Here is a 26,012-nt window from a genome sequence, read left to right as displayed (position 1 = left end):
CCGCTGCCCGGAGCAGCGCCCTCGTTAGACTTCACCGACGTGGATCACCGGGGCTGAGGGGCAGGTATGGCAGGCAGCCGAGCGGAGGCTCGTACCAGGCACCCCCGGCACGGACGCCGGGGCGAGGCACGGCTGCCGGCAGTCGTCGCCACGGCGTGCGCCATCCTCCTCTACCTGGCGTTGCCGCAGAGCTTGCTCATCGCACCCCGATTCGTGCTGCCCGCTTTGGAATTGCTGCTGCTCGTACCGCTCATCGCCATCAACCCCAAGCGGCTCACCCGCCAGACGAGAGCGTTTCGCGTCCTGTCGCTGACGCTGGTGGGTGTCATCGCCGCAAGCAATCTGATCGCCCTCGGCATCTTGATCCACGAGCTGCTGTACGCCGGAGTGAAGAACGGTCACGCACTGCTGCTGGCCGCACTCCAGGTCTGGCTGACCAACATCATCGTCTTCGGGCTGGCCTACTGGGAGTTGGACCGGGGCGGCCCCGTCAGCCGTACTCAGTCACCTCGCTCCGACTTTCCCCTGGCGGACTTCCGGTTCTCTCAGGACGAGAACGACGACGCCGTAGGGGAGGTCGCGGACGGCGCCAGCGGCAGATCGGACTGGGTGCCGACGCTGATTGACTACTTGTACGTGTCCGTCACGAATTCGACGGCCTTCAGCCCGACCGACACGATGCCGCTCACGACCCGGGCCAAGCTCATGATGAGCGTCCAGAGCATCTCCGCCCTGCTCACCTCACTCCTCGTGATCGCCCGCGCCGTCAGCATCCTCCACTGAGTCAAACGCACCCGCAGGCAGCCGGCCGGAGGACCTCCCCGCGATCACCCTGGACCTGGTAGGAGAGCGAGCCAGCCCAACCGGCCGGGAACACTTTCAACGAACCCGGAGTCAGGGCTCGACGAGGAGACCGCGATCGCTGGGCGGACTCCGCCCGTGTGCTTTTCGACAACGCCACCGAACAGAACACCCGTGAGGGCCGGCAGTGACCTTCTGCCATGCTGCTTGCCATGTCCGCGCGAAATCGAAGACTGCCCCGGCACCGTGCCTGGCCACTGACCACCACCGACATCAAGGAGTGTCTGGGCGCCTACATGACCCGAGTCACGGATCTGCAGTTTCTCACCGGGCATGACAGCGGGACCATCGTCCTGGGAGCAGCATGGGTCGCTCCGAACCCCCGCAACTACGGCCGCGGCATTCACCCGGACATGGTCGGCTTCCGCATAACCGTCCACCCGGTCGATGCCGCTGAACGTGCTGCCACCCGCGGTGTTCTTCGAGTGCACGCCCTCCCGCAACTCCATGAATGGATCACGCAGGCGATCGCTGCCGACGAGACCTGGCAACTGACTCCTCACCAGCGCTACTGGCGGCTCGCCGACGGCCATCTCACCCACCGCGACGAAGCGTGAACCGAGTCGGCCACCTCCCTGACACGGTGCCTTGGAGGTCGCTTCATTCTGTTGTTTCATCCCTGGATGCGTCTTTGATGTACTGGTGTCGGGTCTCGCCAGGGATGCAGGTCGAGCCGCCCGGTGGCGCCTTCGTCGAGCCCGACGACCACGGGCTCGGACGCTCCCGGGGCGGGCTGACCACCAAGCTCCACCTGGCGGTCGAGCAGGCCCAGAAGCCGATGTCGCTGGTGATCACGGCCGGACAGCGCGGTGACTCCCCGCAGTTCCAGGTGGCCCTGGGCCGTATCCGGGTGCCTCGGCTCGGGCCAGGCCGTCCGCGCACCCGTCCGGACAAGGTTCGCGCCGGCAAGGCGTACGGCTCCCGCGCGAACCGCGTTGACCTGCGCAAGCGCGGTATCCCCTGCACGATCCCGGAGAAGCGCGACCAGATCGCCAACCGCAAGAAGTGCGGTTCCCGGGGTGGTCGGCCGCCGAAGTTCCACGCCGCGGATTACAAAGAGCGCCATGCGGTGGAGTGCGGCATCAATCGCCTCAAGCGCCACCGAGCAGTGGCGACGAGGTACGACAAGCTCGCCGTCCGCCATGAGGCGACCGTGCTGGTCGCGGCCATCAATGAATGGGTGTGACCTGCACGGTGGCGGGGACCTCGCGAGGCTGGGACGAGCTCAGGGCCGGTGACACATCACTCGATTCCGAGGGGTCCGATGCCCAGGTCCTCACGCATGAGGCGACGCATCTGCGCCATAGCCTTGCGCCGCCGCTCTACCAGGGGCGCGTCGTCCGCGGAGCCGACAGCCACTCCACGGGCATAGGCGTCGCGGATCGCGCGCAGGCGGTGGAACGCCTCGTTCCCCGCCTCCACGACCTGCGGGGGGCCCACGAGCCAGAGGCGTTCGCTCGCCGTGTAGATGCCGGTGCCGCGCACGGCTTCCCGCACCGCCGCGTCGCGTGCCGACTCGGACATGTGGTCGCCCAAGGCGACGGCCCGTATCTCCTCACCCGCGGCTTTGAGGGCGGAAACATACTCCGTGTAGACCTCGCGCCGTACTTCCAGAGCGTGCCTGGCTTCCTCCCGCCGCCACCGGTTGCGATCGGCGATCAGAGTGGCTGCGATACCGATGACGGCACCGGTCAGTGTGGAGAGCAGGGGCGTCCAGTCCATGTGTCGCAGCTTGTCGAAATCGGTGCGCTGGCACCAGTGCTTTCGCTACGCATGGCTGTGACCAGCACTTTCGAAACACGCCCTAGCCCTGGGTGGCTCAAGTGCCCCTTTCGAAGGTCGAGTTGTACGCGGCGATACGCCATGACGCTCGGGTCGAAGGGCTGTCCAGCAGGGCTTTGTCCGCGAAGTACGGGGTGGGCCGCAGGACGGTGGCGCTGGCGCTGGAGTCGGTGTGGCCGCCGCCGCGCAAGCGACAGGTTGACGTTCGGCGGGAACATCATCGCGACCGGCACCGACTCCTACCGTCTGGCCGCCACCCGTGCCCGCGCCGAACAGCAGGCCGCCGCTGTCACCGCGGGCTGACCAGACGGCGCCGTTCTGCTGTGGGCCCCAGACTCCTGTCCGTGCCTCACGGTGCCGAAAGTACCCACTGCCGCGATGTGACGCATGCCACATGCAGTTCCTGTCAGTAATCGGGGCGCTGTTCCGCTCAAGTCACGCAGAGCCAAGCGAACCGACAGGAGCAGCACATGAAGCACCGCATCGTCGTCCTCGGCGCCGGCTATGCCGGGGCCTACGTGGCCGGAACCCTGGCCCGTCGGCTGTCCCCGGCGGACACCGAGATCACCGTGGTCAACGCCGAGCCGGACTTCGTCCAGCGGCTGCGGCTGCACCAGCTCGCGGCCGGCCAGGAGATCGAGGCTCCACAGCTCGCCGACGTCTTTGTGGGCACGGGGATACGGCTGCACCTGGCCCGTGTCACCACCGTCGACCCCGAGCGCCAGGTCGTCGCCGTGGCCGACGCCGAGGGCGGCGGCGAACTCGGCTACGACACGCTCCTCTACGCGCTCGGCAGCCACGCCGCCGACCGCGGCGTCCCCGGCGTGGCCGAGCACGCCTTCGACGTCAGCAGTCGTCCGGCGGCGCTGCGCCTGCGCGAGCGCCTGGACAGCCTGAGCAGGGGGGACGAGGAGGGGAGTGTGCTGGTCGTCGGCGACGGGTTGACCGGCATCGAGACCGCCACCGAGATCGCCGAATCCCGGCCCGGCCTGTCGGTGGCGCTGGTCGCCCGCGGCGAGCTGGGCGCCCCGCTCTCCGCCGGAGCCCGCAGCCACCTGCGCCGGGCCTGCGACCGGCTGGGCATCACCGTCCTGGAACACACCAGCGTCGAAGCCGTCGAAGCGACGCGGGTGCTGTGCGCCGACGGCACCGCCCTGGCGTCCGACGCAACCGTGTGGACGGCAGGGTTCACGGTCAGCCCCATCGCCGCCAGCAGCGGGCTGGAGGTCACCGAGAACGGTCGGATCGTCGTCGATCGCACCATGCGGTCGGTCTCGCACCCGAACGTCTACGCCGCCGGCGACAGTGCCTACGCCATCGGCGACAACGGCCGGCCGCTGCCGATGTCCTGCGCTTCGGCCGGTTACACCGGCATGCAGGCCACGTCCGCGATCGTGGGACGCCTGACCGGCCGCAAGATCCCGAACACCAAGCTGGAGTACCTGGGCAACCACATCAGCCTCGGGCGGCGGGACGGGATCCTGCAGATGGTCGACGGCGAAGCGCAAGCAAAGCCGAAGTATGTGGGCGGCCGGAAGGCAGCGCGGGTCAAGGCGGGCATCCTCAAGATGTCGCTGTGGACCACCTCGCACCCGACCTTCGGCCTGCCCAAGCTCAAGCGCCGCCTGGCCGCCGTACCGGATGCGGCAGCCGAGAGGACGGTCGCGTAGCCGCCTGACGAGGAAGGTCCACGTGGACAGCACCGCCACTGATCGCTTCGACACCAGCCGGTTCGAGGCCAGCCGGAACCGGCTGGCCTCGCTGGCGTACCGGCTGCTGGGCTCCGCCGCCGACGCCGAAGACGCCGTGCAGGACGCGTTCCTGCACTGGCAGGCCACCGACCGGCAACTGATCAAGGTGCCCGAAGCATGGCTGACCAAGGTCGTCACCAACCTGTGCCTCGACCGGCTCCGCTCGGCACAAGCCCGCCGCGAACGCACCGTCGGCGCCTGGCTGCCCGAACCGCTCCTGGACGGCGACCCGATGCTCGGCCCGGCCGACACGTTCGAGCAGCGCGAATCGGTCTCCCTGGCCGTGCTGACTCTCATGGAACGCCTGTCACCCCTTAAGCGGGCCGTCTACGTCCTGCGCGAAGCGTTCTCCCACAGCCACGCCGAGATCGCCGAGATCCTCGACATCACCGAATCCGCAAGCCAGCAACACCTCCACCGGGCCCGGCACCGCATCACCGCCGCGCGCCCCAGCGGCGGCGAAGTCGACCCGGCATCCGCCCGCAGGATCGTCGAGGAATTCCTCGCCGCTGCCTCCTCAGGCCGCACCGAACGCCTGGTGGCGCTGCTCACCGACGACGCGACCGCGATCGCCGACTCCCACGGCGCCGGCGCGGCCAAGACGCTGCTGCAGTACGACACTCCGCAGCGCATCGCCGCCATCGCGCGGGCCGGTTTCAAACCCACACCCGCGAAACGGCGACTTGCCGGCGGCACGCCCGCCATCCACTACGCGCTCGTCAACGGCGCCCCCGCCATCCTCTTCATGATCGGCGACCAGGTCATCGGCGCCGTGACGTTCGACATCACAGGCGGCAAGATCGCAACCGTGCGCGGCATCGCCGCCCCCACCCGCCTCGTCCGCCTCACCGAAGCCTGGCGGCAGCACGGACCGGACACGCCGCTCGTCACCCAATGGTGACCCGACACGGGCTCAACCCGCCACAGGGGGCCGCCAGGTGGAGTCATTTCTCACCTACAAAATCGGCACCCCCACCCACCGGGTGGAGTCAGAACTGACCTACAGGTGGCGTCAACCGTCACCTACGAAGCCAACCCGGCCGCCCGGCTGTGGCATTCCGCGACCATGCTGCGCGAGCACCGCTGTGACGGGCACGTCGCCGCTCTCGTCGGCGTGCGCATCGGCGGCACGGAGGCCCACGTGCTCGACGCGCTGGCGCGGGGCATCCACCCGCCGGAGTCGTTCGGGCGCCTCCATCACCTGCCGAAGGAGCGGCTGGCCGCGGTCATGGACGGCTTGCGCGAGCGCGGGCTCGTCGACACCGACGGCCGGTTCACCGATGCCGGGCGGGAAACCAAGCAACGTATCGAAGCCCTCACCGACGAGCTCGCCGCCCCGCCGTACGACGCCCTGTCCCCCGCCGAGCTCGACGAGCTGGCCGCCGAGCTCGAAACCGTCACCGCGACGCTGGTGGCCGCGGGGTCGCAGTGACGAGCAGCGACTGACGGGACGAGGACAGGTTTTGGCGCTTCAGCCGGCGGTTGACCGCTCTGGCCGGCAGGGCTGCGCGCGGCAGACGGCGAGCCGTTCTCGGCTGTGCGGGGACCGGCCGGTGCGTCAAGACCGTAACTGCCGGAGCGCTTCAGGTGGCGGGACCTACGAGGTCCTGGGTGCCGAGGACGGTGATGAGGGCGAGGCGTTCGGCTTCCTCGGTGCCGGGTTCTGCGGTGTACACCATGATCCGCAGGTCGCTGCCCGCCACGGTGAGGACGTCGCAGTCCAGCGTGACGGGCCCGACCTGCGGGTGGTCGATCGTCTTCCGTGAGCCTTCGTGACGGCCGACGGCGCCCGCGTTCCACAGCTCGGCGAACCGCTCGCTGCCGCCACGCAGTTCGGCGATCAGCCGCTGGAGCCGCCGGTCGGCCGGGTAGCGTTCGGATGCCTCACGCAGGTCGGCGACGAGCGCGGCCTCATGGTCGCGCTGCGCCTGCGGTGTGCGCCGGGCCCCGGTCCCGGGGCCGAGGAAGTGGCGCCACACGCCGTTGCGCTCGTAGCCGCGCCGACCGGACGTGTCGCCCATCAGGGCAGCGTAGGGCGCGTTGGCCACGAGTAGGGTCCAGGTGGCGTCGAAGACCGCCACGGGCGTCCCCGTCAGGCGGTCCAGCAGCCGTTGGACGCTCGGGGTGATGTGCGTCGGCACCGTCTCCGGGCCCGGCGGCGCGAGCCCGGCGAGCCGGAACAGATGCGCGCGCTCCTCCTCCGACAGCCGGAGCGCCCGGGCCAGGGCCTCCACGACCTGGGTCGAGGGGTTGGTGGCACGTCCCTGCTCAAGCCGTGTGACGTAGTCGACGGAGATCCCGGCCAGCATGGCCAGTTCCTCGCGGCGCAGCCCTGCCGCGCGCCGCTGTCCGCCGGCCGGCAACCCCGCCGCCTCGGGCCGGACCCGGTCGCGCCAGCGACGCACCGCCTTGCCGAACTCCGCCGTCGTCATGCGTCCAGTGTGCCCAGCCGAACGTGCATGTGCCTGGTACCGCTGTTCCCAGGAAGGCGGGACTCCTGGCTGTGCGAGCGGATGAGGTGGACTGTGGAGGCATGACGACAACGCTGATCACCGGAGCGAACAAGGGTCTCGGCTACGAGACCGCCCGCCGCCTCATCGGCGCGGGCCACACCGTCTACATCGGCAGCCGGGACGCGGCTCGCGGTCGCCGCGCGGCCGGACAGTTGGGCGCCGGGGCTCGGGCCGTACAGCTCGACGTCACCGATGACGCGTCCGTCGCGGCCGCGGTGAAGACCATCGAAGCCGAAGGCGGCCTCGACGTGCTGATAAACAATGCCGGCATCGAGGTGCGCGGCCCGAACAACGAGGTGCCCACTGCTGCGAACACCACCGCCGGCATGATGCGGGAAGTATTCGAGACCAACGTCTTCGGTACGGTGCGGGTCACCCGAGCGTTCCTGCCGCTGCTGCAGCAGTCCGCGACACCGGTCGTGATCAACGTCAGCAGCGGCCTGGCCTCGCTCACGCACGTGTCGGAGCCGGGCCACCCGACCGCCGCCTACCCCGGGGTCGCGTACCCGGCTTCGAAGACGGCGGTCAACATGATCACCGTGCAGTACGCGAAGGCGTTCCCGGACATGCGGATCAACGCGGTCGAGCCGGGTTTCACCAAGACGGATCTGAACGGCAACACCGGGACCCAGACGGTCGAGGAGGGCGTCGGGATCATCGTCCGCATGGCGCAGGTGATCCCGGACGGCCCTACCGGTGGGTACTTCGATGCCGCGGGACCTCTGCCCTGGTAGGCACCGGGCGTGTCTGCCCTAGACCAGTGCCGTGTCCCCGGTCGGCGTCGGTCGCGCACACCCGGTGACTTGCCCGGGCTGTACCGGTGGCACGGCCTGAAGGTGCTGGGCGGCCTCGGCGGCGGTGCAGGCATCGGCTGCGGTGTGGGAGGAGGTGAAAGTGAACGCGCGGCGGGACGGTCCGTTCGCCCGCAGGTCCGCCAGCCGTTCCATGGCCTCGCCGACCGTCGGGAGGTGACCGGCCGGGACCCACCAGAGGACCAAGTGCGCCTCGACGTGCCGCTCGAACCAGTCGCGGCGTCGCCGCATCGCCTCAAGGTGGCCGCTGCGGTAGGTGAAGTCCCACAGGGCCTGCCGGGTCTCCCACACCGACAGGTTGACCATGACGTTCTCGCCCGCCGGGCGCAGGCCCGTGGCGTCGGCCTCTCCCTCTTCCACGAGCCGCCACACGAAGCCGGGTGTGCCGTCGGCGGCGGCGTTGACCGGGTCGAGCATATCGACGAAGGGCGCCATGCGGGGGTCATCGAGGGGGTGGCGGAGGGCGGCGACGTTGAATTGGGCGAGGTGGGCGGCACGCGTGGATGCGGTCATGGCCTCATCCCAGCATGGCCCAACTTCTATGTCAATGACAGTTGTTTTTAGAATCCTCGATCACTACACAGCACTCCCCGGGGCGGGCGTCCATGCGGGCGCGGACAGGACCGTCCGTGCCGAGCAGACCCTCCAGCAGCGCGAGGTTCATGCCGCAGACCAGCGGCGGGTAGCGATCGGCGACGGCATGGAAGGGACAGTTGCGCATACGCACGACGCGCGCGGCCGCGTCGGACGGCTTCTTGGCGCCTTCGGGGTCCTCCGCACCTTCCAGATGCGGTTCGTAGCCGCGGGCAGCCAGCAACTCCGCAGCCTCGTCAAGGCCGGCGCATGGCGCTGCCGAGCCACGCAGGGCCTCACCCCGGCGGCGCGCTGCCGCACGGAGCTCGACATCCAGGCCGGCCCGCTCGGCGGCCTCGGCGAGCAGCTCGGCAGCGGTGCGGTAGTCGCGGGCGGGCAGCGACACCGCCCGCTCGGCACGCGCCCGCGTGTACACCTTGGCGGGGCGGCCCGCCCCCGGCCCCGAGCGGCCCGTCAAGCGGCGGCTACCGCTCTCCAGCAGCCCGACCTCGGCCAGCTTGTCCAGGTGGTGCGCGGCGAGCGTGCGCGCCACCCCGGCCGCCTCGGCAGCCTCGTTGCGGCCGACCTCGCGGCCCTGCGCCGCCACGTACTCGTACAGACGGCGCCGCACCGGATCCTGCAACGCCGCGATCGCTTCGATGTCCTCCATCCGGCCATTGTAGGAACAACACAGGTTGGATATAGAAGCGCGGAGATAGCCGCCCCCTCGGCGTGCAGTAGGGAGTCGTCGATGCCGTTGACCATGTAGGTGTGCGGCGGGCATGGGGATACCGGGATTGATCAGATGACCGCGCCACCGCCGCGGGGCATGGTCGGCCACGCCACCTCGACGACGCGGTCCCGCAGGAACTCGGCTTCGGCTCGGGCATGACGTACGCGACGACATCCACGAAGCCTTCCTCACCCTCGGATGCGCGCTGATCTGCCGGCGACGACTGAACTCCCGACAGGAGTTTCAGGACAGGCGCGGCTTACGGCGACGACCCGGTGATGACCTCAGGCCGGCTTGCGCCACACGGAGATGTGCTTCGCGGAGTCCTGGGTGAACGGCGCCCCGTCCCAGTCCGCGACGCGACGTTCCCTCTCGAGCCCAGCGATCCGCGCCATCAGGTCGAGCTCTGCCGGCCAGGCGTAGCGGTGCCGGGAGTTGTCGCGGCGGTAGCTGCCGTCGTCGTGGTCGCGGGTGAAGTGGTGCGAGACGAGAATCTGCTCGACGAGGTCGAAGGTGTCGAAGCCGAGATGCTGCTCAGAGACGTCGAACGGCACCGCGACTTGGCCGGGCGGCAGGAACCGCAGCGGCGGCACGCCCAACTCGATGACGAATCGGCCACCGGGCTCCAGATGACGTGCGGCGTTGCGGAAGCACTCGACCTGCTCGTCCTGCGTGAGCAGGTTCGTGATGGTGTTGTAGACGAGATAGACCAGGGTGAACTCGCCGGGAACGACGGTGGTGGCCATGTCCCCGATGACTACCGGGAGCGTGTCCTCGTCGATCTTGCGCCGCAGCACCGCTGCCATGTGCTCGGACAGTTCGATGCCCACTACCGGCACGCCGCGTTCCCGCAGCGGGACGCCCACTCGTCCGGTCCCGATGGCGAACTCCAGTGCCCGGCCGTCACCGGCAAGCTCGGCGAGGAAGGCGAGAGTCGGTCCGAGAACGGCGGCCGAGGACGTCTGGGCCTCCTCGGCGTCGTAGCGGTCGGCGGTCGCACGGGTCCACAGCTCACTACTCGTCACGGACGGCCACTTTGCCGGGCGCCGGGGGACGCTGTCGACGCATTTACCTTCCATCGGCTCCGATCACACGGTTCGGGGCGGGCCGCTACAGACCTTCAGGGCACCGCCCGGCTCGGGGCCGCACGGGCACGACAGTGGTGCGCTCGTTCTCCTCAAAGCAGCGTGCACCGCCCACGGGGAGCTGTTGGCGGTAGACCCCCTCAGGGGCACATGTGCCCCAGAGCGCGGTGGCTCATCCACACCGCGACATCGCATACCCGCAACGCGCTCACCGTTTCCGGCCGGCAATCCGGCTTCCCGACCGCCTCACCGACACCGACGACGGGAAGATCGACACCCACCTCTCCGGTCGTTCCCTGCTCACCGTCCTCGTCACCACCCACAGCATCCTCAACCGGGGGGGCAGACGACGACCCAGCCGCCTGGTCCCTGGCCTCCGCGATCAACCGCCGCACCCGCCAGGCCGTCACCTCCGCCTCCCTGGCCCGGTCCGACGCCAGCGTCACCACCGTCATCCACGACGTCGCTGAACCGTCAATGACCTCCATGCCGCAGCCCATGCCTTCCAGACAGACACCGACCAGCCCTGGACACTGCCGATCTACGGCGGTCGCCCCGTCGACGAGCAGGCGGCTTCGGCAGGCCACGCCGTGGTCAAAGCGGTGTGGGCCTGAGATGTGGCCACGTGCTGGTCGCAGCCCGGCCCCACGCCCCGTACTCGGTAGGCACGTCCCGCCACGGAACACCGGTCCGGACTCGGAACCGTATGCCGTCCGTCGATCAGCTGCCGCCGAGACCAGACCGGCGGCCTCCCCGCCTTCCTGCCCGTTGCACGCCGGCAGTGGCGCGGTCCGCGCCTCTTCCTCCGCCGTGGCATCGCTCCGGGAAGTGGGGATCGGCGCGGTCCGGTGGGGATCGGCGCGGTCCGTGCGCACCGGCGTCCTGCACAGGTCACGAGGCCGCTGCCGCGAGGGTGAGCCTGCCGTCGTGGACTTCGGCGGTCTGGTCGACGGCGGTGAGGTGGGTGCGGTCGTGGGTGACCAGGACGGTGGCGGTGGCCTGCTGGTGGGTGAGCCGGGTGATCAGGTCGATGACAGCGGCGCCGCGTTCGTGGTCGAGGGCGCTGGTGGGTTCGTCGACCAGGAGGACGGTGGGGTCGTTCATCAGGGCGCGGGCGATGTTGATGCGCTGGCGCTGGCCGCCGGAGAGCTGGTGGGGCCGGCGGCCGGCCTGGTCGGCAAGGCCGACCGCGTCGAGGAGTTCCATGGCCCGGTTTCGGGCGGTGCGGGGCTTGCGGCCGTCGATCTGGGCCATGATCTGGAGTTGTTCGGCGGCGGTGAGGGACGGCAGCAGGTTGGGCTGCTGGAAAACGATGCCGATCTTGTGGCGGCGCAGGGCGGTCAGCTCGCCCCGGTTCAGGCCGGTGGTAGTGGTGCCGTCGATGGTGACGGTGCCGGCGTCGGGTGTGATGAGGGTTGCGGCGACGGCCAGGAGACTGGACTTGCCGGAGCCGGAGGGGCCGACCACAGCGGTCAGGCTGCCCTGACGAACCTCCAGGTTGACGTGGTCGAGGGCGGTGAGCCGGGTGTCACCGTCGGGGTAGGTGAGGGTGATGTCGGTCAGCTCCAGGCTCATCGGGCGCTCCCCAGAGCGGTCAGCGGGTCGACCGAGGTGATCCGGCGGATGGACAGAGCGGCGCCGAGGACGCCGAGGGCGATCATCACCGTGGCCGGGATCAGGACGGTGCCGGCGGTGAGGACGAAGGGCACGGCGCTGCCGGCGACGAGGGCTCCCAGGCCGGCGGCGACGCCGGTGCCGATCACGGTGCCGCCGACGAGCAGGACCACGGCCTGGCCCAGAGCGTCCTTGAGCAGGTCGGCGGTGGAGGCGCCCAGGGCTTTCAGGACGGCGACGTCACCGCTGCGCTGGAGGGTCCAGACGGTGAAGAAGGCTCCGATGACCAGAGCGGAGATGGCGAACAGGAATCCGCGCATCAGCTGCAGGGAGCCGTTCTCGGAGGTGTAGGAGCCGATCGCGGACAGCGAGTCGTGGGTGGAGACGGTTTTGGTGTCGGCTTGCTGGTCGGTTGCCGTCACATCGGCCTTGGTGGTGGTGCTCAGGGCGACGACAGTGGCGGTCGGGCCGGCACCGTCACTCCCGGGTGGTGCGCTCTTCTGCCAGACAGTGAGGCTGGTCCAGATGACCGGAGTGTGGCTGAAGTAGGCGTCGCCCTGCACCGCGGCGACCTTCAGCTGCCGCCCGGCCAGGGTGAGGTGGTCGCCGGTCTGCACGCCGAGGTCATCGGCGGCCGTGGCGGACAGCACCACCGACTCGTCGTCGATCTTGCTGCTGTCCGGGGCCAGGCCGGAGTCGGCCTGGACGCCGAAAAGGGAGACGGCGATGCTGTGGTACCCGGCCGTGGCCTTGGTGATGGTGATCCCGAGCGGTTCGGCGCTTTCGACGCCCGGGGCCTTGGACCACCGCTGCCACTGCTTCTGGGTGACGGTGGAGTTGGCGTACGACAGGTCCTGACCGCCGGTGGGAGCCTGGAAGGCGATTCTGTCGGCGGGCAATCCCGTGATCGCGGATATGTTCTGCCGGCCCAGGCCGGCCGTCAGCCCGGACAGCAGGCCGACGAGCAGGGTGATCAGTACGATGACGGTTCCCATCAGGGCGAAGCGCCCCTTGGCGAACCTCAGGTCTCTCCAGGCGACGAACACGGCCTTGGCCTGTCCTTTCCGGTGGCGAAGCGGTGTGACTCCACCGTCGCCGCCGGCCCCCTGTGTGCGCGTCTGGCGCAGGAGGGCAGTTCACGGGCCGAACGGCAGCACAAGCCCTCTAACTTTCGACGGAGGCAGCCGGGAGCATGCCCTCGTAGCCTGGAGGGCACTGTGAACACCTCCGCCCCCGCCCTGACCCCCACCACCCGGACCCTGGCCTGGTGCCTGCACCTGCTGATCATCGGCCTGCTCACCCTGGCCGCCGGCCGGGCCGTCGCCGACGGCCAGTCCCACGCCGGGTCGACCGTCGCCGCTGCGGCGGCCTGCGCCGCGGTGTACGCCGCCGGGCCGCTCCTGCCCAGCGTCCGCCGCTCCCGGCGGGCCGCCGCCCTGTGGCTGGCGGCCGTGGGCGTCGTATGGCTGGTGCTGCTGGCCCTGTCCTCCGACGGGGTGTGGGTGGCGTTCCCGCTGTACTTCCTCCAGCTCCATCTGCTGCCCCGCCGCGCCGGACTGGCGGCTGTGACCACCACCGCGGCGGCGGCCATCGCCGGCTTCGCCGCCCACCAGCACTACTTCAGCGCGGCCATGGCGATCGGCCCCGCGCTCGGCGCCGCCGTCGCTGTCGCGGTGGTGTGGGCGTACCAGGCCCTGTACCGCGAGAGCGAACAGCGCAGACGCCTGATCGAGGAGCTCACCGCAACCCGCGCCGACCTGGCCCGGGCCCAGCACACCGCCGGAGTCCTCGCCGAACGCGAACGCCTGGCCCGCGAGATCCACGACACCCTCGCCCAGGGGCTCTCCAGCATCCAGCTGCTGCTGCGCGCCGCCGAACGCGCCCTGCCCGACCGGCCCGATGCCGCCGGCCGCCACGTCGATGCGGCCCGCCAGGCAGCCGTGGACAACCTCGCCGAGGCCCGTCGCTTCGTCGCCGCCCTCACCCCGCCCGCGCTGGAAGACACCACCCTGGCCGGTGCCCTGGAGCGCCTGTGCACCACCGCCGGCTCCCGCCACCGCATCACCGCGCGCTTCCACCTCACCGGCGACCCCGTCCCGCTCGCCACCGCGCACGAAGTCGCCCTTCTGCGTATCGCCCAGTCCGCCCTCGCCAACACCGTCAGCCACGCCCACGCCACCACCGCCGAGATCACCCTCAGCTACGGCGACGACCACGTCGCCCTCGGCGTCGTCGACGACGGCACGGGCTTCGATCCCGACCGGCCGCCCACCCCTGACCCCGAAGGCGGCGGCTTCGGCCTGGCGGCCATGCGCGCCCGCGTGCACTCCCTGGGTGGCGCCCTGACCCTCTCATCCACCCCCGGCCACGGCACCAGCCTGGCCGCCCAGCTCCCCCTCACCCCGACCGCCGACAGCACGCCCGAGGCCCGCTCGTGACCGACCCGACCCCTATTCGCCTTCTCCTGGCCGACGACCACCCCGTGGTCCGGGCCGGGCTGCGCGCCGTGCTGGAAACCGAGCCCGGCCTCGTCGTCGTGGCCGAGGCCGCAACCGCCGAGGACGCCGTCGCACGTGCCGCCGAGGGCGACATCGACGTCGTTCTCATGGACCTGCAGTTCGGGAAGGGCATGGGCGGTGCCGAAGCCACCGCCCAGATCACCGCCCGGGCGGGCTCCCCCCGCGTCGTGGTCGTCACCACCTACGACTCCGACGCCGACACCCTGCCCGCCATCGAAGCCGGCGCCACCGGCTACCTCCTCAAGGACGCTCCGCCCGAAGACCTGGCGGCCGCCGTGCGCACCGCCGCCGCCGGCCGCACCACCCTGGCCCCCACGGTCGCCGAAAGACTCATGAACCGGCTGCGCATGCCCGGCACCGCTCTGACCCGGCGGGAGACCGAAGTCCTCGCCCTGGTCGCCGACGGCCTGTCCAACCAGGCCATCGGCCACCGCCTCCACCTCACGGAGGGCACCGTCAAGTCCCACCTCGCCCGCGTCTACACCAAACTCGGTGTCGAGTCACGCACCGCAGCCGTCGCCACCGCCACCGACCTCGGCCTCATCCGCCGCTGACCGGAAACCACCCCTGAACCCGTCGCAGAATCCTCTTGGGACACCGCTTCTGATGATGTCGCCCGGAGTCGGCGAGACAAGGAGCACTCCACGAGTCCGGATCACCGGACGACTTCGCGCGTCGGTCCGCTGGTGCGAGTCAGGTGGAAGAAGGCCGGAACGGTGGCTTCGCTTGCGCCGGCCTTGGCAGCCGGTGCGGGGAGTCCGGCTGCGGCAACCGCTCAGTCTGCGACCCGAGCGATGACAGCCGGCCATGACGAGCAGGCCCTCACCTGACCCATCAGGCGACTTTCTGCACACACATACGGCGCAGATGGATGGCCGGCCCTTCGCTCACACCACGTCATACATGGCGAACGCCGGAGCACACTCCACCGCGGTACGACGGCGGTCTCTCGCCGGGTTCTCGACGGCGGGAGGGCGAAGGCCGCCGGGGGGCCGGCTTCCGTATGCTGACGGCCTGCAAGCGCTGGGCGACTTGAGGGGAGCGCGTGCCGCTGCACAGGGACGACCCGAGGTCCATCGGCGGTTACAAGCTGGTCGGCCGGCTCGGAGCCGGCGGCATGGGCCGGGTCTATCGGGGCAGATCACGCTCCGGCCGCGAGGTCGCCGTCAAGGTCGTGCACGCCCAGTACGCCCGCGACTCCGTCTTCCGCGCCCGTTTCCGGCAGGAGATCGAGGCCGCCCACCGGGTCAGCGGCGCCTTCACCGCGGCCGTGGTGGACGCCGACCCCGAAGCCAAAGCCCCCTGGATGGCCACCCAGTACGTGCCCGGCCAGTCGCTCGCCGCCCACATCCGCGACCAAGGACCCCTGCGCGTCACCGAGTTGCGGCCGCTGGCGCTGGGCCTGGTGGAGGCCCTGCGGGACATCCACCGGGCTGGAGTGGTGCACCGCGACCTGAAACCTGCCCACGTCCTGCTGGCCGACGACGGCCCCCGCGTCATCGACTTCGGCATCTCCCGGGCGGTCGAGAGCCACCACACCCTCACCGAGACCGGCCAGGTCATCGGCAACCCGCCGTTCATGTCCCCCGAGCAGTTCACCGACGCCCGCACGGTCGGACCCGCCTCGGACGTCTTCTCCCTCGGCGCACTGCTGGTGTACTGCGTCACCGGACGCGGCCCCTTCGACGCCGACAGCCCCTACCTCACCGGATACCGGGTGGTCCACAACGAGCCCGTCCTGGACGGGGTGGCCGGACGGCTGCGCGCGGAACTGGACCGGTGCCTGGCCAAGGACCCGGCCGACAGGCCCGAACCGGAGGAACTGGCACGGGCGTTGGCCGAGGCGCTGCCCGAGCCGCCACCCGGCGGACCGCGGAGGCTGACCCGGCGGCCGCTCTCCGCGCCTCCCGGCAGCGCGCCCCACGCCGCCGCCGAGACCACCACCAACCGCCGCCCCCGATGACGTACCGTACGCACGCTCACGGCTGTCTCCGGTGCGCTCGCCGCAGCCCTGACGGGATACCTCCTGCTCGCCCCGGACGACAGCGACGGCACCGCACGGGTCGACTCCGCACCCGCCGCCCGCTGGAGCGCCCTGCCCACCGACTGGAAGCCATGGCAGACGACCGCGTACGCGGTCGCCGAACGGGGCGTGAAGAAGGCACCGGGGTACGAGGGCAACAGAGCACCGGCCTGCTTACCGGACGACGACGCCCTCTACTGCGCCGGCAGCGCACTTCTCCCGGAACGCGTCGACGCCACCACCGGACGCACCCTGTGGCGCTCCGGCATCACCCCCGCCTCCCTCCCGGCCGACCGCTACGTCACGGCCGTCCTCGGCACCCATGAGGGCGTGGTCCTGGTGGAGCTGACGATCACCGACGAGGACGGCAGGGGGAACTCCCAGTCGGTCCTCGCTCGGGGGCGAGGCCCGCGACGTACGGCGTCCGGGCGCCTGCCATCGGCCGGCCCGAGCCACCCGCTCTCGCACAGCTTCTGGGCACAGGAGACCGAGGAGCCGTGGGACCGCCGACGGGACCGTGCGTGCGGGAGCGCCATGCAAGCGTGGCTTCGGCAGCGAGCGCAGGTCGAGGGGGGATGGAGGAGGCTGTCGAGAGCGCCGTTGAGGGAGCTGTTGAGGGGCGGCGCGCGCAAGGCGCTGGGAGGGCCTGGGGGCCAGGCTCGCATCACGGTGGCGGTGGAGCCGCCCGAGGCGGCCCCACCGCGCGGACGAGCCGGCTTCTACTGGTGAGCGCTGATCACACCGGCGGTGCTGAGCACGATGTACACGCCGTTGGCGACGCCACCGTCGTCGTGCTGGTTCGCCTCCAGCGTGCCGTCCACCGAGTTCTCGTTGCCGAGGATCTGCGCGCGGTAGTGAAGGTCGCCGAGCTTCGCGACCTTGGCCGTCCAACCGCCCGGGAGCTTGAACGTGCCCGGCCCGCGGTGGCCGCCGCCCATCCAGGAATGGACGTGACCGTCCAGCGTGAGCACGATGAACATGTCGTTGGCGTCGAGCCCGGCGTCGTCCTGGTCCGCCTCCAGCGTGCCGAGCACCTGACCCTGGTGGACGATCTTGGCGCGGTAGTGCTGGGCGCCGAGTGCGTAGATCTCAGCCGTGCTGCCGTCCGCCAGGGGCTCCTTGCGGACCGGGGCCGCCGCCTTTAACGAGGCGGACTGTGCGCCGGTCCGGGACTTGCCTGCGGTGGTCGTGGAGTTGCTGGGCGCACTGCCGTCGCCGGTGGGGTGGGAGGCGGAGACAGAGTCCTTCTTCTCCTGGCCGGCGGCGTGTTTGTCCCCGCTCTGGCAAGCGGCCAGGGAGAACGCCGCTGCGGCGGCGACGGCCACCAGGCCGGTGGAACGGGCGGTACGGGCGGTACGGCGAGCGGGGTGAGTGGTCATGATGGAAGCCCCCAGGGGGGTGTCAGGATGCGGCATCCGCGCCTGCTCCCGCAGGGCGACCGGCCGGATCTGCTGTTCGCTGCATCCCGTGAGATGACACCCTCCCAGTGTTTGTTCATCCGGTTCTGTCCGTACTTGGCAACAAGGGGACCGGGCGGCGTCGCGGGAGTCCTCGACTCCCAGGGCATCGCCCCTGCTTGAGACGGTGAAACCAGCGTGCGACGACGTTGCGACGCTTGCAGAAGGCATCCAGGCACGGCGACCAGCGGTTGCCGGACCGGTCAGCACGGCGCTGAACGGCGTCGGGGTGACCGTAGCGCCCGGGGCGGCCGGGGAGGTCAGAGCCCGCCCGTGTTGAGCAGCCGGTTGGGAGTGTCGGAGCGTACGCCGCGCACGACACCGCGGGTGGCCGTGTGGTCGAGCCAGACGTGGACCTCGTCGGCCGTGGCATGGGGATGCGCCGACAGGTACAGCGCGATCACGCCGGTCGCATGCGGTGCCGCCCAGGATGTCGCGCCGTCGTTCTCCGTGGTCGTACCACCGCCGGCGAGGGCGGCGGTCACCTTCTGGCCGGGGGCGTACAGGTCCACGCACCGTCCGTAGCCCGATCCGTAGGAGCCGCCGTCGCTCCACGCGCGGTCGTTCGAGGTGGAGGCCGCCACGACGATCGTGCCGGGAACTCCGGCCGGCGAGTGCTTGCACGCGTCGTCATGGAAGTTGCCGGCCGACACCACCGTCGGGATCCCCGCGTCGACCATCTTCTTCACAGCGGACTCCAGGGCCGCCGACCGGTGGTCGAGGTTGAGCGACATATTCACCACCGCGGGCTTCTGCGCGTGCGCGGTGACCCACTTGACCGACTTCACCAGGGCCGCCTCGGTCGCGGCCGGGGAGCCGCCGCCCTCGCTTTCGCACAGGATGCCCTGGACCCGTACGAGCTCCGCTTTGGGGGCCACCCCGTACCTCGTGCCGCCGATGATGCCCGCGACGAACGTGCCGTGGCCGAGCCCTGCCTCGTTGAAGCAGTCACCGGAATCCTTGGGGCCCACGAAGTCGGCGCCGAGGTGGGCGCGCCCGCCGAACTCCTTGTGGGCGATGGCCATCCCGGTGTCGATCACGTAGACATGAACGCCCTTGCCCGTGGCCGTGGTGGTGAGCTTCCCGTTCAAGGGCCGCGATCGCTGGTCCAGAATGTCCAGGTTCCACGGCACGGGCCGGCTGAGGGACGGCACCGCGGCCTGCGCGATCCCGGACATCTTTCCCACGGTGCCGGTAGACGTCGGCGCCGAGCCGGACGGCGCCGCCTGCCAGGAGGGCGCCACGGACTCGCGCCCCCCGCGCGCGGACGCCTTCCCGCCGCTGCCGTCGGCCGCAGCGCCGGCGCCCCCGCCACATGCCGAGGCTCCGAGCACCGTCACCATGGCCACCGCCATGAGACCGGCCTTGGTCATGTTCCGCGTCACAATGTCCCCCCTGCTTCGTCCACAGTCAGCGCACAAGACGGCCACAGGGGGCGGGCGGTTCCGGCGGGCAGGCGGCTCCGGCGGGCAGGCAGGCGAGCGGTGGTTGAGCCGCCGCGCCAGCTGGAACGCAGCATGGCGACGCGCGCGACCCTGCGTCCCGGACCCGGCTGACCGGGGCTCAGCCCCTCACGCCGTCGTCAGGAGCGCGCGAGCCGGGCCGCGAGACAGGGCGCGGTGGCGCTGCGGCGGGCCCTCGCCACCTTGGCCGGCGGGTCCGCCGCGACCACCCGCCCGCCCGCGTCGCCGCCGCCCGGCCCGAGGTCGATGACCCAGTCGGCGGTGGCGATCGTGTCCAGGTCGTGCTCGACGAGGACGACCGTGTTGCCGGCGTCGACGAGCCGGTGCAGCTGTCGCAGCAGCAGCGCGATGTCCGAGGGGTGCAGCACCGCCGTCAGCTCGTCGAGCAGGTAGAGCGCGTGCCCGCGCCGGGCTCGCTGCAGTTCGGTGGCCAGTTTGATGCGCTGCGCCTCACCACCGCGGAGTTCCGTCACGGGCTGGCCCAACCTCAGGTACCCCCGTCCCACCTCGCGCAACGTCTCCAGACTGCGGGAGGCGGCCGGGACGGAGGACAGGAACTCGGCGGCGGCGTCGACGGACAGCGCCAGCACTTCCGCGATGTTCTTGCCGTGGTCGATCTTGAAGCGGGGGGGAGCTAAGCCGACCCCGACCGGCCTCGTCGACCGAACGCGTGCCTCCATACTCCTTGCCGGATCCGGCCGGCAGCACAGCCTCGAGCGCTCTGACGAGAACGACATCGCAGAAGAGCTACACCGCTGATCGGCCGCACCACGAAGCTACGGCCAAGCCTTGCACATGACCGGGGCCCGCTCCTCGCCTCACTTGCTTGGACCTCGAAGTGAGCGGGGAGGGCGGGGAGTGAAGAGCAGGTCCTGATCACCTGTCGGTAGCCTCGGGCCATGACTGGTGACTGGCGGATGGACCGGATCGGGGCCGCTCTGCGTGGGCAGAACCCGACGGTGCTGCGGCGACTTGAGTCCGGTTTTGCGGTGATCGGCGACGTTCAATTCCTGCCCGGGTACTCAGTTCTCCTCGCGGACGACCCGGGTGTCCAACGGCTGTCTGACCTGTCGAGGGCCAAGCGACTGTCGTTCCTGTCCGACATGGACCAACTCGGAGAAGCGGTCGAGCGGTCCTGCCGGCGGCTGGACCCCGACTTTCGCCGGGTCAACCTGGAGATCCTCGGCAACACTGACCCGTTCCTGCATGCCCATATATGGCCGCGGTTCGAGTGGGAGCCGGCCGAACTGGTGGGCAAGCTGGTGTGGCTGTATCCGCCTGAGCGGTGGAGTGACGAGCGGTTCAGGCTCGGCCCCCAGCACGACGTGCTGCGGGATGCGATCCGCAGTGAACTGGACCGGTTGCGTTCGGTGGTCTGACGGTGTGGGGCCGTCGACCGTGAGGTCGGCGGGCCTAGTGGTCCGTGACCGTCGGTCGGGGGTGGCCGTGGGGACAGAGGGTGTGCAGGAGATGGCGAGTTATGGCGTAGTTCATATCGCGGAGCCTGTCTGCCGACGCTTTGGCGCACCTGAGTACTCGTACTCAGGTGCGCCATACCGGACCCGGTGGTCAGGGAGTGGAGGGGCGAGCGAACCGGGTGAAGTACTCCAGCGCCGCGATGTCGTCGACGGCCTCGCGCCCGGCGACCTGGTCGATGTCGGCGCCCTGCAGCAGGCGTTTGACGGGGACTTCCAGCTTCTTGCCGGTGCGGGTGTGCGGCAGGGCGGGCACCTCGATGATCGTGTCGGGGACGTGTCGTGGTGAGGCGTGGGTATGGATCGCGGTCGCGATGGTGTCGCGCAGTTCGTCGGTCAGTTCGTGACCGGGTTCCAGCACGACGAACAGGGGCATCCAGTAGTCCCGTCGGGGAGTTCGGCGCCGATGACAAGGCTTTCGCGAATGCCGGGCAGTTCGTCGACGACGGCGTAGATGTCGGCGCTGCCGAGCCTCACACCATGTCGGTTGAGGGTGGAGTCGGAGCGGCCGGAGACGATGACGCTGCCGTGTGCGGTGCGGGTCATCCAGTCGCCGTGCCGCCAGACTCCCGGGTAGGAAGCGAAGTACGTCTGGTGGTAGCGGCTGCCGTCGGGATCGTTCCAGAAGTAGAGCGGCATCGAGGGCATGGGCCTGGTGACCACGAGTTCGCCGACCTCGCCGGTGACGGGCCGGCCCTGAGCGTCGAACGCCTGGAGCGCGACGCCCAAAAGCGGTGCGGAGATCTCGCCGGGCCACACGGGTGTGAGGGGGGGCGCTGCCGGCGAAGCCGCTGACGATGTCGGTACCGCCGCTGGTGGAGGCGATCTGGACGCGGTGGCCGACATGGTCGCGGACCCAGTGGTACGCCTGGGCGGGCAGGGGCGCCCCGGTGGAGCCGAGGATGCGCAACGCGGACAGGTCGAGGTCGCGTCCGGGGGCGAGACCGGCTTTGGCGGAAGCCTGGAGGTAGCCGGGACTGATGCCGAGGACGGAGGTGCGGTGTTCGGCGGCCAGCTCCCACAGCCTTTCCGGGCCCGGGTGGGCGGGGCTGCCGTCGTAGAGGACGATGGTGGCCCCGACCAGCAGGCCGGAGACGACCATGTTCCACATCATCCAGTTGTGATGGTGTGCCACAGGAAGCGGTCGCCGGGGCCGAGGTTGAGGTGCAGGCCGAGCAGTTTGTGGTGGTCGAGCAGGACCCCGCCGTGCCCGTGCACGATGCCTTTGGGGGTACCGGTGGTGCCGGAGGAGAACAACACCCACAGCGGTGCGTCGAAGGGCACTTGCTCGAAAACGCACTCGGCGGGGTCGGCGAGCGCGACGTCCCAGGGCACCGTGTCCGCGTCCGGGTCAGCGGGCAGGCCGAGGTTCGGGACCTCCACGGTGGCGCGGACGGACGGCAGAGCCTGCCGTAGTGCGGCGGTCTGCGCGCGGCAGTCGTGCCGGCGGCCGTTCCAGCTGTAGCCGTCGGCGGCGAAGAGGACGACGGGTTCGAGCTGCGCGAAGCGTTTCGCGGCACCTTCGGCGCCGTAGTCCTGGCCGCAAGCCGACCACACGGCGCCGATACTCGCACAGGCCAGGAACGCGATCACGCTGTGGAGGGTGTCGGGCAGGTAGCCGGCCACCCGGTCCCCGGCCGTGACGCCCTGGCGGCGCAGCCACGCCGACAGGGCACCGACCTGGCGGCGCAGATCGGCCCAAGACGTGTGGTGGTGCCTTCCTCGCTGACCGAGATCACCGCGACGTCTGCGGGGGCGCCGACGCGGAGGGCGTGCTCGGCGTAGTTCAGCCGGGCGCCGCGGAACCAGCGCGTGGCCGGCATCGGGGCGTCGTCCAGAACACCCTCCGAGGTGCCGCTGATGCGGATGTCGAAGAACTCCCCCACAGCCGCCCAGAAGCCCGCCAGGTCCTGCACCGACCACGTCCACAGAGCTTCGTAGTCGGCGTGTTCGACACCGGTGCGCCGGGCGACGAAGTCGATGAACCGCGCGATGCGCGACTGTGAAGGCAGCGCAGCGTGCTTCAGTGAAGATCCGACCGGACCTCGGTCAGTCGATGCCTTCGACTATGCGGAAGTCGCGCTCCACGCCGTCGGAGAGGGCGACCAGCGCCTCCTGGTAGGCCGCACTCGCATGTGCGGCGACCGCCTGTTCGAAGCTGTCGAACTCGATCAGGACGGTGCGCTCGGCGATTCCGGCGTCATGCGCCACGACCCGACCGCCACGGACGAGGACCCGGCCGCCCCCGGCCTTGACGGCCGCAGCGGCCAGCTTGTTGTATGCAGCCAGCTTCTCAGGGTCTGAAATGGTGCGGTAGGCGCTGACCCAGTAGCCCTTGGGCATGGAACCTCCAGTGTGGGGATGAGTGCATCTGACTTACGGGTTGGTCTCGGGTGAGCGTCGGCGGGCGAGGGCGAGGCTTGTCAGCGTCGTGATCGTCATGGCGCCGATGCCGACCAGCGCCGCGGTGGTGAAGGCGCTGTCGTCGGGGAAGAGGTGGCCGGGGCCGGTGCCCGCGGCGAGGATCAGGCCGCCGATGGCGCTGCCCAGGGAGTACCCGACGCTGCGGACGACGTAGTTGAAGCTCATGGCGCTCGACGTCTCGCTCTTGGGGGTGACGGCCAGGATGACGCCGGGCATCGCGGCCGAGAAGCCGCCGACGCCGAAGCCGAGCACGCCCATCGCCGCGAACAGTTCGGCCAGGTCCGACCGGGCCGCCGCGAACAGGGCGAACCCGCCGCCGACCATGACGGCGCTGCCGGCCAGGAGCAGGGGGTCGGCGATCCGCGTCCGGACCCGCGGCGTGAGCTTGCCGGCGACGAACCCCAGCACCGAGAACGGGATGAGGACCAGCCCGGCGACGAAGGTCGTCAGCCCGAAGCCGTAGCCGGCGCCGTGCGGCGTCTGCGCGTACCGGGTGATGAGCGTGAGCAGGAGGTACATGCCGATCCCGCCGACGAACATGGCGAGGTTCGCCCCGGCGACCGCCGGGTGCCGCACCGCCCGCACATCGACCAGGGGCGTCGTGCTGCGCAGCTCGATGACGGCCCAGACGCAGAGGAGCACCACCGCGACGACGGCGAGGCCCGCCGCCACGGCGAGGTGCCGGCTCCACAGATTCCGTTCGCCGGCGAGGAACAGCACCAGGAGCAGCGCGGCGGCCAGGACGACCGCGCCTGCCACGTCCACGTGGGCGGAGCGGCCTTCAGGGGCTTCGGGCATGGAGCGCCACGCGGTCAGGAGGGCGGCGGCGGTGACGACCAGGCCGAGGCCGTAGGCGGCCCGTACCCCGCCGAGCTCGGCGAGCAGTGCGGCCAGCGGGTAGCCGACGCCGGCCCCGATGATCGAGACCACCGAGATCAGGGCGATCACGGCCGCGCTGCGCTCCTCGGGGAGGTGGTCCCGGGCCACGCCCATCATCAGCGCCGTCAGCCCGAGCCCGACGCCCTGGGCCGCCCTGCCGGCCAGCAGCCACGCGAACGGCAGCGGCAGCGGCAGCACGGTCAGCGCGCTGCCGGCGACGACGACCGCCAGCGTGGCGAGGATCGTGGCCCGCCGGTGCGGGCCGGCTCCGATCCGTCCCAGGACCGGCGTGGCGACGGCGCCGCTGAGCAGCGCGGCGGTCAGCGTCCACTGCGCGCTGCCGAGCGAGACGTGGAACGAGGTCGCCACGCTGGTGATGAGCGGCGTCCCGAGGCTGGCGACCGCCGCCACGACCAGAGCGATGAACATCAGGGCGGGGACCAGCAGCCGCGCCTCGGAACGCGCCACCGGGAACGCCTTCACCGCGTCCCCGCCGACCGGCTGCCCGGTCACTGCTTCGGCCCTTCGCGGTCCTGGCTTTCGAGCTCTGCCAGATGCTTCAGCGCCGGAAGGGCCGCCACCAGCGCCTCGACCTCGTCGCCGGTGAGCTCGCCGATCAACCGCTCGAACGCGTGGACGCCCGCCTGGCGCCGCGTCCGGACATAGGAGGCGCCGGCCTCGGTCAGGCACACCAGCGTGACCCGCTTGTCGGACGCGTCGCCCCGCCGCTCGACCAGGCCGGACTCCTCCATCACCCGGACCAGGGCGGTCATCGCGGGCTGGGTGACGCCCTCGACCGCGGCCAGATCGGTGATGCGCCGCGGGCCGGTCCGGTCCAGGGTGGCCAGGGTGGCGGCGGACGTCAGGCTCATGTCCCGGGGCAGGCGTCTCGCGGCCCTGGTGGCCAGGCCGTAGAGGGCTGCCCCGATGGCGGCGGACGCGCCAGGAGCGGTGTCTTGACGACTCACGCCCGAAGCATAGCGTTTTTATATTCATAGTTTATGGAAATGGCCGACTGGCGCGGGTGGCCTCGATCCGCACCGGCGACGGCGGCCGGCCATCGCGCTCGGTGCGCAGCCGGAACCTGCCGCGCCCGTCGACCAGGAAGTGTTCGTCCAGCACCTCCGGCGCGTGCTGGGCCATGCCGTCTCAGTGCCCGGCCACCGGCGTGAAGGAATTCAAGGGGGACAACGGCAACCACTCCAAGGTCAAGGCCGTCCTCACCGCCGAGGTGGGCGAAGACGCCGAACCGCAGAAGGTGACCGTCACCTGCGAGGCGGTCCCCTACGTCTGGGAATCCGTCGGATGGTTCGGGGAGTACAACAAGCTGAATCCCGAGTTCGTGCCGAAGATGGACATCACTCTGGCCCTGACCGGTCCCGACGGCGCGACGGTCAGCTCCGAGGACATCACTATGGTTGGCAAGGAAGTGCCGTATCCGCTCAAGGCCGAGCGCGTCTTCCGCAACCTGGCCCTGGGCACCTACAAGGTCACGGTGAGCGGGGTGAAGACCCCCGGCAGGAGAACCACAGACGGCCGCAACCACACCGGCAGGGACCGGGTAGCCCTGGGTGAACAGTCCGTCGAGTTCACCATCGGCGACTGAACCCCACCAGGGGCGGCCGCCCCTGCCTTACGGCTCCCCCGCGCGGGCGGGCCGTAAGGGCCTTGGGACTGCTGCGACTGTGCTGGTCACAGCCACTCGTTGAGGACTGAGACCAGCACGCTCGCCTCGTAGGGACTCTGCGCGCCGCGCGCCGGTCGGGTGAACGACCGGCGCGGGGGCGCGCCCGTCCGTCGACGGAAGGCTGACTTGTTTCCGAGAACGGTCACCGGATGGGTCCGCTCCCCGCAGTCGATCGAGGTCCGCTTCGGCACGAGCCGGGCCGGGGCCGTCGACGTCGCGCTCTACACCACGGCGTCCGTCGACGCGGTCGTCCCCGCCCATCCGGAGGTCGACTGGGAGCAGCTGCGTTAGGACAAGGATCTCTGGCTATCTCATGTGCCATCTGAGGCGACACCGGGAGGGCGGGGAGACCGTTAGGTTC

Annotated in this window: 29 protein-coding genes and 4 pseudogenes; 14 read left to right on the top strand and 19 right to left on the bottom strand. The window is 70.5% G+C overall.

The features are described 5' to 3' along the window. The first annotated feature begins 66 nt into the window (after positions 1 to 66). The 3 genes from ACIGYR_RS37405 to ACIGYR_RS37395 all read left to right on the top strand — a co-directional run bounded on the left by ACIGYR_RS37405 (position 67) and on the right by ACIGYR_RS37395 (position 2,047). Positions 67 to 783: a hypothetical protein gene (locus tag ACIGYR_RS37405; RefSeq protein WP_399607916.1), complete on the top strand. Its 717-nt coding sequence runs from the start codon at positions 67 to 69 to the stop codon at positions 781 to 783. Positions 784 to 1,001: 218 nt separating this feature from the next. Further along, the gene (locus ACIGYR_RS37400; protein ID WP_399607919.1) at positions 1,002 to 1,418 is read left to right on the top strand and encodes a hypothetical protein; all 417 of its coding nucleotides are present in this window, start codon (positions 1,002 to 1,004) and stop codon (positions 1,416 to 1,418) included. Positions 1,419 to 1,522: 104 nt separating this feature from the next. After that, complete coding sequence (locus ACIGYR_RS37395) at positions 1,523 to 2,047, top strand: IS5 family transposase (RefSeq protein WP_399607922.1); 525 nt, start codon at positions 1,523 to 1,525, stop codon at positions 2,045 to 2,047. Positions 2,048 to 2,103: 56 nt separating this feature from the next. Here the strand turns inward: ACIGYR_RS37395 and ACIGYR_RS37390 are convergent, their stop codons facing one another. After that, complete coding sequence (locus ACIGYR_RS37390) at positions 2,104 to 2,583, bottom strand: hypothetical protein (RefSeq protein WP_399607925.1); 480 nt, start codon at positions 2,581 to 2,583, stop codon at positions 2,104 to 2,106. A 252-nt stretch (positions 2,584 to 2,835) separates the two neighbouring features. Between ACIGYR_RS37390 and ACIGYR_RS37385 the strand changes: the two are divergent. The 4 genes and pseudogenes from ACIGYR_RS37385 to ACIGYR_RS37370 all read left to right on the top strand — a co-directional run. Beyond that, a pseudogene (locus tag ACIGYR_RS37385) lies at positions 2,836 to 2,946 on the top strand (AAA family ATPase); the annotation flags it as partial. Between the two features lie 167 nt (positions 2,947 to 3,113). Beyond that, positions 3,114 to 4,313: an NAD(P)/FAD-dependent oxidoreductase gene (locus ACIGYR_RS37380; protein ID WP_399607928.1), complete on the top strand. Its 1,200-nt coding sequence runs from the start codon at positions 3,114 to 3,116 to the stop codon at positions 4,311 to 4,313. 22 nt (positions 4,314 to 4,335) lie between these two features. Further along, a complete protein-coding gene (locus tag ACIGYR_RS37375; RefSeq protein ID WP_399607931.1) occupies positions 4,336 to 5,295 on the top strand; it encodes a sigma-70 family RNA polymerase sigma factor in 960 nt (319 codons plus the stop codon). Positions 5,296 to 5,400: 105 nt separating this feature from the next. Next, complete coding sequence (locus tag ACIGYR_RS37370) at positions 5,401 to 5,826, top strand: hypothetical protein (protein ID WP_399607933.1); 426 nt, start codon at positions 5,401 to 5,403, stop codon at positions 5,824 to 5,826. Between the two features lie 151 nt (positions 5,827 to 5,977). Here ACIGYR_RS37370 and ACIGYR_RS37365 read toward each other — a convergent pair whose 3' ends face one another. Next, positions 5,978 to 6,826 carry a helix-turn-helix transcriptional regulator gene (locus ACIGYR_RS37365; RefSeq protein WP_399607935.1) on the bottom strand — a complete coding sequence of 283 codons (849 nt, stop codon included), beginning with the start codon at positions 6,824 to 6,826 and terminating at the stop codon, positions 5,978 to 5,980. A 101-nt stretch (positions 6,827 to 6,927) separates the two neighbouring features. On the opposite strand from ACIGYR_RS37365, the gene ACIGYR_RS37360 reads away from it, so the two are divergent. Continuing rightward, positions 6,928 to 7,641 (top strand): SDR family NAD(P)-dependent oxidoreductase, encoded by a 714-nt coding sequence (locus ACIGYR_RS37360; RefSeq protein ID WP_399607937.1) that lies wholly within the window; start codon positions 6,928 to 6,930, stop codon positions 7,639 to 7,641. A gap of 18 nt (positions 7,642 to 7,659) precedes the next feature. On the opposite strand, the gene ACIGYR_RS37355 is transcribed toward ACIGYR_RS37360, so the two are convergent. From ACIGYR_RS37355 to ACIGYR_RS37330, 6 genes are all read right to left on the bottom strand, one after another. Then, complete coding sequence (locus ACIGYR_RS37355; protein WP_399607939.1) at positions 7,660 to 8,232, bottom strand: DUF3291 domain-containing protein; 573 nt, start codon at positions 8,230 to 8,232, stop codon at positions 7,660 to 7,662. 31 nt (positions 8,233 to 8,263) lie between these two features. Continuing rightward, positions 8,264 to 8,962, bottom strand: coding sequence for a helix-turn-helix transcriptional regulator (locus tag ACIGYR_RS37350; RefSeq protein WP_399607942.1), 699 nt, complete (start codon positions 8,960 to 8,962; stop codon positions 8,264 to 8,266). A gap of 347 nt (positions 8,963 to 9,309) precedes the next feature. After that, positions 9,310 to 10,050: a class I SAM-dependent DNA methyltransferase gene (locus ACIGYR_RS37345; RefSeq protein ID WP_399607944.1), complete on the bottom strand. Its 741-nt coding sequence runs from the start codon at positions 10,048 to 10,050 to the stop codon at positions 9,310 to 9,312. 200 nt (positions 10,051 to 10,250) lie between these two features. Then, positions 10,251 to 10,598: a hypothetical protein gene (locus ACIGYR_RS37340; protein ID WP_399607946.1), complete on the bottom strand. Its 348-nt coding sequence runs from the start codon at positions 10,596 to 10,598 to the stop codon at positions 10,251 to 10,253. Between the two features lie 403 nt (positions 10,599 to 11,001). Beyond that, positions 11,002 to 11,685, bottom strand: coding sequence for an ABC transporter ATP-binding protein (locus ACIGYR_RS37335; RefSeq protein WP_399607949.1), 684 nt, complete (start codon positions 11,683 to 11,685; stop codon positions 11,002 to 11,004). Then, positions 11,682 to 12,770 (bottom strand): ABC transporter permease, encoded by a 1,089-nt coding sequence (locus tag ACIGYR_RS37330; RefSeq protein WP_399607952.1) that lies wholly within the window; start codon positions 12,768 to 12,770, stop codon positions 11,682 to 11,684. The genes ACIGYR_RS37335 and ACIGYR_RS37330 overlap by 4 nt, the downstream gene beginning before the upstream one ends. Before the next feature lie 171 nt (positions 12,771 to 12,941). Here ACIGYR_RS37330 and ACIGYR_RS37325 point away from each other — a divergent pair, with 171 nt between their 5' ends. The 3 genes and pseudogenes from ACIGYR_RS37325 to ACIGYR_RS37315 all read left to right on the top strand — a co-directional run. Further along, the gene (locus ACIGYR_RS37325; RefSeq protein ID WP_399607954.1) at positions 12,942 to 14,162 is read left to right on the top strand and encodes a sensor histidine kinase; all 1,221 of its coding nucleotides are present in this window, start codon (positions 12,942 to 12,944) and stop codon (positions 14,160 to 14,162) included. Further along, positions 14,159 to 14,797, top strand: coding sequence for a response regulator (locus ACIGYR_RS37320; protein WP_399607957.1), 639 nt, complete (start codon positions 14,159 to 14,161; stop codon positions 14,795 to 14,797). The genes ACIGYR_RS37325 and ACIGYR_RS37320 overlap by 4 nt, the downstream gene beginning before the upstream one ends. 491 nt (positions 14,798 to 15,288) lie before the next feature. Beyond that, positions 15,289 to 16,635, top strand: a pseudogene (locus ACIGYR_RS37315) (serine/threonine-protein kinase); the annotation flags it as partial. A gap of 350 nt (positions 16,636 to 16,985) precedes the next feature. Here ACIGYR_RS37315 and ACIGYR_RS37310 read toward each other — a convergent pair. The 3 genes and pseudogenes from ACIGYR_RS37310 to ACIGYR_RS37300 all read right to left on the bottom strand — a co-directional run. Further along, positions 16,986 to 17,645, bottom strand: coding sequence for a hypothetical protein (locus ACIGYR_RS37310; RefSeq protein ID WP_399607959.1), 660 nt, complete (start codon positions 17,643 to 17,645; stop codon positions 16,986 to 16,988). Between the two features lie 338 nt (positions 17,646 to 17,983). Further along, a complete protein-coding gene (locus ACIGYR_RS37305) occupies positions 17,984 to 19,096 on the bottom strand; it encodes a S8 family peptidase (RefSeq protein WP_399607961.1) in 1,113 nt (370 codons plus the stop codon). A 209-nt stretch (positions 19,097 to 19,305) separates the two neighbouring features. Then, positions 19,306 to 19,794: pseudogene (locus ACIGYR_RS37300) on the bottom strand (ABC transporter); the annotation flags it as partial. Positions 19,795 to 20,085: 291 nt separating this feature from the next. On the opposite strand from ACIGYR_RS37300, the gene ACIGYR_RS37295 reads away from it, so the two are divergent. Further along, positions 20,086 to 20,565 (top strand): HIT family protein, encoded by a 480-nt coding sequence (locus ACIGYR_RS37295; protein WP_399607964.1) that lies wholly within the window; start codon positions 20,086 to 20,088, stop codon positions 20,563 to 20,565. 190 nt (positions 20,566 to 20,755) lie between these two features. On the opposite strand, the gene ACIGYR_RS37290 is transcribed toward ACIGYR_RS37295, so the two are convergent. From ACIGYR_RS37290 to ACIGYR_RS37255, 8 genes and pseudogenes are all read right to left on the bottom strand, one after another. Next, positions 20,756 to 21,037: a hypothetical protein gene (locus ACIGYR_RS37290; protein ID WP_400014447.1), complete on the bottom strand. Its 282-nt coding sequence runs from the start codon at positions 21,035 to 21,037 to the stop codon at positions 20,756 to 20,758. Beyond that, a complete protein-coding gene (locus tag ACIGYR_RS37285) occupies positions 20,998 to 21,420 on the bottom strand; it encodes a hypothetical protein (protein WP_400014445.1) in 423 nt (140 codons plus the stop codon). The genes ACIGYR_RS37290 and ACIGYR_RS37285 overlap by 40 nt, the downstream gene beginning before the upstream one ends. A 79-nt stretch (positions 21,421 to 21,499) precedes the next feature. Then, a pseudogene (locus tag ACIGYR_RS37280) lies at positions 21,500 to 22,332 on the bottom strand (AMP-binding protein); the annotation flags it as partial. Then, on the bottom strand, positions 22,251 to 22,577 hold the full coding sequence (locus ACIGYR_RS37275; protein ID WP_400014441.1) for an acetyl-coenzyme A synthetase N-terminal domain-containing protein: 327 nt from the start codon (positions 22,575 to 22,577) through the stop codon (positions 22,251 to 22,253). The pseudogene ACIGYR_RS37280 and the gene ACIGYR_RS37275, both read right to left, overlap by 82 nt. A gap of 133 nt (positions 22,578 to 22,710) precedes the next feature. After that, the gene (locus tag ACIGYR_RS37270) at positions 22,711 to 23,004 is read right to left on the bottom strand and encodes a DUF1330 domain-containing protein (protein WP_391836881.1); all 294 of its coding nucleotides are present in this window, start codon (positions 23,002 to 23,004) and stop codon (positions 22,711 to 22,713) included. A gap of 33 nt (positions 23,005 to 23,037) precedes the next feature. Then, positions 23,038 to 24,477, bottom strand: coding sequence for an MFS transporter (locus ACIGYR_RS37265; RefSeq protein WP_399607967.1), 1,440 nt, complete (start codon positions 24,475 to 24,477; stop codon positions 23,038 to 23,040). After that, a complete protein-coding gene (locus ACIGYR_RS37260) occupies positions 24,474 to 24,836 on the bottom strand; it encodes a MarR family winged helix-turn-helix transcriptional regulator (RefSeq protein WP_014173936.1) in 363 nt (120 codons plus the stop codon). Before ACIGYR_RS37260 ends, ACIGYR_RS37265 begins: the two co-directional genes overlap by 4 nt. Before the next feature lie 127 nt (positions 24,837 to 24,963). Further along, positions 24,964 to 25,107: a hypothetical protein gene (locus tag ACIGYR_RS37255; RefSeq protein ID WP_399607969.1), complete on the bottom strand. Its 144-nt coding sequence runs from the start codon at positions 25,105 to 25,107 to the stop codon at positions 24,964 to 24,966. Between ACIGYR_RS37255 and ACIGYR_RS37250 the strand changes: the two genes are divergently transcribed. Together ACIGYR_RS37250 and ACIGYR_RS37245 are read left to right on the top strand one after the other, a co-directional pair. Beyond that, the gene (locus ACIGYR_RS37250; protein ID WP_399607971.1) at positions 25,106 to 25,570 is read left to right on the top strand and encodes a hypothetical protein; all 465 of its coding nucleotides are present in this window, start codon (positions 25,106 to 25,108) and stop codon (positions 25,568 to 25,570) included. The genes ACIGYR_RS37255 and ACIGYR_RS37250 overlap by 2 nt on opposite strands. Positions 25,571 to 25,777: 207 nt before the next feature. Further along, entirely contained in the window at positions 25,778 to 25,942 is a 165-nt protein-coding gene (locus tag ACIGYR_RS37245; protein ID WP_399607975.1) for a hypothetical protein, read from the top strand. Positions 25,943 to 26,012: the final 70 nt, after the last annotated feature.

It is taken from the genome of Streptomyces sp. NPDC053076, assembly GCF_044546845.1.
Classification (GTDB): domain Bacteria; phylum Actinomycetota; class Actinomycetes; order Streptomycetales; family Streptomycetaceae; genus Streptomyces.
This window is presented reverse-complemented; position numbering and strand designations above follow the sequence as displayed.